This window comes from Candidatus Desulfatibia sp., from assembly GCF_036446775.1.
Lineage (GTDB): Bacteria > Desulfobacterota > Desulfobacteria > Desulfobacterales > UBA11574 > Desulfatibia_A.
This window is the reverse complement of the sequence record NZ_JAZFTO010000245.1, coordinates 1-3,836: the sequence shown is the minus strand read 5'-3', so window position 1 is coordinate 3,836 and position 3,836 is coordinate 1. Positions and strand designations below refer to the sequence as shown.

Annotated in this window: 5 protein-coding genes; 4 read left to right on the top strand and 1 reads right to left on the bottom strand. The window is 46.2% G+C overall.

The window, feature by feature from the left end; genetic code table 11:
• Positions 1 to 298 precede the first annotated feature (298 nt).
• The 4 genes from V3S16_RS11495 to istB are packed head-to-tail and all read left to right on the top strand — an operon-like array spanning position 299 to position 3,353.
• Positions 299 to 826: a hypothetical protein gene (locus V3S16_RS11495; protein ID WP_413885061.1), complete on the top strand. Its 528-nt coding sequence runs from the start codon at positions 299 to 301 to the stop codon at positions 824 to 826.
• The gene (locus tag V3S16_RS11490) at positions 771 to 1,136 is read left to right on the top strand and encodes a hypothetical protein (RefSeq protein WP_413885059.1); all 366 of its coding nucleotides are present in this window, start codon (positions 771 to 773) and stop codon (positions 1,134 to 1,136) included. Before V3S16_RS11495 ends, V3S16_RS11490 begins: the two co-directional genes overlap by 56 nt.
• Positions 1,133 to 2,602: an IS21 family transposase gene (istA, locus tag V3S16_RS11485; protein WP_413885057.1), complete on the top strand. Its 1,470-nt coding sequence runs from the start codon at positions 1,133 to 1,135 to the stop codon at positions 2,600 to 2,602. Before V3S16_RS11490 ends, istA begins: the two co-directional genes overlap by 4 nt.
• Positions 2,595 to 3,353, top strand: a complete 759-nt coding sequence (gene istB, locus V3S16_RS11480; RefSeq protein WP_413885055.1) for an IS21-like element helper ATPase IstB — start codon at positions 2,595 to 2,597, stop codon at positions 3,351 to 3,353. Before istA ends, istB begins: the two co-directional genes overlap by 8 nt.
• Before the next feature lie 228 nt (positions 3,354 to 3,581).
• On the opposite strand, the gene V3S16_RS11475 is transcribed toward istB, so the two are convergent.
• The coding region (locus tag V3S16_RS11475) for a hypothetical protein (protein ID WP_413885053.1) at positions 3,582 to 3,836 on the bottom strand (255 nt) is incomplete at its 5' end.

Genomic DNA, 3,836 nt, shown 5'->3' with positions numbered 1-3,836 from the left:
TTTTTAAATGGGTACAAAATCAACGAAAAAAAATAAAATGCCACTTTTTAGTCAAAAAACGGTGAGAAGAGCGAGAGGTCCTTCAGTAACGTCCGATTTTGTCAGCGGCGTTCTGAAAGTATATTTTCTTCGGCGGTTTGAAATTGCCGAATTATTGGCTTAGATTTTCTTCTGTATCTTCTTCCCCAAAACTCATTTTATAAAAGTCTTCTTCCATTTTCTTCAGCCTGTTTTTTCTTTTTTTTCGTTAATCATTGAACATTTTTTCTTATATTCCCCCATTGGAGGAACGAAAACCATGGGGGCTATAAAAAAGAAAAGATGTAAACATTGCAAAAAATTATTCATTCCTGATCCACGCAACACCAAATGTCAAAACTATTGTTCGGAACCTGAATGCCGCTATGCCAGTAAAAAAGACAGTCAGCGCCGCTGGCTGAGCAAACCGGAGAACCGCGATTACTTCCGCAGCCCTGAAAATGTTGCCCGGGTTCAACAGTGGAGAAAGGCCAATCCCGGGTACTGGCGAAAAACCAAAAATGCGTTACAAGATCCCTTAATCGGACAACATCCTGTAAATATTGACGATATAAACAAATTGGAATGCGGTGCGTTACAAGATCTCTTAAACCCACAACCTGCCGTTTTAATAGGATTAATCGCCAGCTTTACCGGCCTTGCGTTACAAGATGACATTGCTAAAACCGTCCGCCGTCTGCAACAATTGGGGCAGGATATTATTAACCCTGCAACCCAAAAAGGAGGACGGTATGACGAAACTGCCCATCTTGAAACATCGCATCCGCAAAGTTCCCAAACAGTTTAGCTGGATCGATCACCGGTTGGTCCGTGATCGGCACATCAAAAAATTTACTCACCCCGCTGCGGCATTGTATCTATTTTTAGTCACCGTCGGTGACGTCAACGGGTTAAGCTACTATGGGGACAAATCGGTTATGAAGCGCATTTGCATGGATCAAAGCACGCTGCAAAACGCCAGAAGCAACCTCGTTCAAAACGGCATGATTGCCTGGCAAAAGCCCCTCTACCAAGTCCTTAGCCTGGATATCGGCAAAAGATCTCAGCCTCTAAGCCTGGGGAGCATCCTCAAAAAAGCCTTGGAGAAAGCCGCATGATCGATTACGAAACCTTCATGAAAATCAAAAGTTACCATGAAAAAGATGGCCTTAATTGCAATCAGATTGCAGCAATAATGGGTCTGTCCTTTAAAACCGTTAACAAGTGGCTCAATGAGAAGCGCTATCGCATGCGTAAATCAGCAGACATATCCAGCAAACTGGATCCCTTTAAAAATCAGATCGTACAAATGCTGGAAAAGTACCCTTATAGCGCGGCACAAATCCTTTTGCGCATTAAGGACAATGGCTTTGACGGCGGCTACACCATCGTCAAAGATTATGTGCGTAAAACACGACCGCCGAGAACCCGGGCTTTTTTAAAGCTTTCTTTCGCACCGGGCGAGTGCGCCCAGGTCGACTGGGCCTCCTACGGTTCTGTCAACGTGGGATCAACCTGTCGCAGGCTCAGCTTCTTTGCCATGGTTCTTTGCTACAGCCGCATGATGTATGTGGAGTTTACCGTCTCCCAGACCATGGAACATTTTTTAGCCTGCCATCAGAACGCTTTTAACTTTTTTGGTTCCGTCCCCAAAAAAATCATGGTTGATAATCTTAAATCGGCCGTGCTCAGCCGTATCGTCGGACAAGCCCCGGTGTTTAATCCCAAATATTTAGATTTTGCCGATCACTGCGGGTTCACCATTGCCCCTTGTAATGTCGGTAAAGGAAACGAAAAAGGCCGGGTGGAAAACGCCGTCGGTTATGTCAAAAAAAACTTCCTTGCCGGTCTGGACATCCCGGACTTTACCGCTGTTAATCCCGCAGCCCGTCACTGGCTGGATACCGTCGCCAATGTGCGTATCCACGGAGAAACCCGCAAAAAGCCCCTTGAACTCTTTAAAGAAGAACGACCCTGTCTGAACGCATTGCCTGAAAATCCGTTTGATATCGCCACTGTCAGCCAGGCCAGGGCTTCAAGCCAGTTTCGCATTACCATCGATACCAACCGCTACTCTGTGCCGGCGGAGTATGCCGGCAGACGGCTTACGCTCAAGACCTATCCGAACAGACTCTGTATCTATTGCAATGACAAGCTGATTGCACGCCATGTCCGAAGCTATGATCGACACCAGGACTTTGAAGATCCTGATCATCCCAAGGAACTGTTGGCCCGGCGCAAAAAAGCCCGCGATCAAAAAATCTTCATGCGTTTTTTAACCCTGTCTCCACAGGCTGAACAATACTACTGCAAGCTGGAACAGCGCCGTATGAACCCTTATCATCACGTTCGAAAAATTGTGGCTTTAAGTGAAATATACCCCCCTGAGTCCGTGGCACGGGCCATGGAAGATGCCTTTGCATTCGAGGCGTTCTCCTGCGAATATATCGCAAACCTTCTCGAACAGCGCTCACGCTGTCTGCCAGAAGCCGGCGCACTGCATTTGACCCGCCGCGAAGATCTTCTCGACATCAAAATCGAACAACCCGACCTGACCATTTACGAAAGCAAAGACCATGACTGACGAGAAAAAACCCCCGGAAAACCTGCTGGAACAAAACCTGAAATATCTGAAACTTTCCTTTATGAAAGACCAGTATCAGGATCTGGCCGCACAGGCTTCGAAAAAACACCGGTCACATGTGAGCTACCTGGAAAAACTGGTCGATGGAGAGGCGGCCCTGCGCCGTGACCGCTCCATACAGCGCCGCATTCGCCTTGCCCGCTTCCCGGTCATCAAAACCCTGGATCAATTTAACTGGAATTGGCCCAAAAAAATTAACCGTCTTCAAGTTCAGAACATCTCCAGGATGCAGTTTGTCAAAAAAAAGTCTAACGTTATCTTCCTCGGCGGCGTTGGCCTGGGTAAAACCCATTTGGCTTCGGCCCTGGGCTATATGGCCTGCCTGAATGGCGCAACGGTTCTGTTTGCAACCGCTATTGACGTCATCAATACGCTTGCTGTTGCCCAGAAAGCAGGACGATTGAAACAGGAATTGAAAAAATATACCCGCCCCGCTCTAATGATCCTGGACGAATTGGGCTTTCTGCCCATCGATAAAGCAGGCTCAGACATTTTGTTCCAGGTCATCAGCGGCCGATATGAGCAAGGGGCCCTGGTAATCACCTCCAACAAAGCGTTTAAAAACTGGCCGGAAATCTTTAATAATGACAGCACTCTGACCTCAGCCATCCTTGATAGGTTGCTGCACCACGCGGAAACGGTCATTATCAAAGGTAAAAGCTATCGGATGAAAGATCAAATCGACTCCTGAACTGTTAAAAAAATCAAGCGCCGAAATCTGAAAGACGGTTCCGGCATTGGTTATTTTTATCACTTACGATTTGTACTTTTAAACCGCCGGTTTTTATAAATTATCACGCCGCCGCTGACACCCATTGGGTATGTGATGATCCCTTTTGAGGTTTTGGTTCAAAATTAAGGCGCTTCAGGATTTTTTCAACTTGACTTTGATCGAGGAGGGGGTATCGCCCGCTCATTATTAGCAGCGGTCATGTGCAAGTCTAAATGGAATGAATTCTTTGAATGTAAATTCACCAGGAAAATTTCTGATGGTAATTAACAACCGAATGTAATAATACCTTATCCAATCAATTGCAGGTGCACGTCTGGTGAGCAAGTCCGGGATAGAGGCATGATCATCAGTATCCATCACCGTTTCAATATAACTGACAATCATTTCACATAATTTTTTCTTAATTTCTTCTCGGGTTTCGGCTTCAGCAGCAAGATTAAG

Excerpts from the sequence above, each read along its gene's own strand:
- istB (WP_413885055.1), top strand. The coding sequence starts at position 2,595 with ATGACTGACGAGAAAAAACCCCCGGAAAACCTGCTGGAACAAAACCTG.
- V3S16_RS11495 (WP_413885061.1), top strand. The coding sequence starts at position 299 with ATGGGGGCTATAAAAAAGAAAAGATGTAAACATTGCAAAAAATTATTC.
- istA (WP_413885057.1), top strand. The coding sequence starts at position 1,133 with ATGATCGATTACGAAACCTTCATGAAAATCAAAAGTTACCATGAAAAA.
- V3S16_RS11490 (WP_413885059.1), top strand. The coding sequence starts at position 771 with ATGACGAAACTGCCCATCTTGAAACATCGCATCCGCAAAGTTCCCAAA.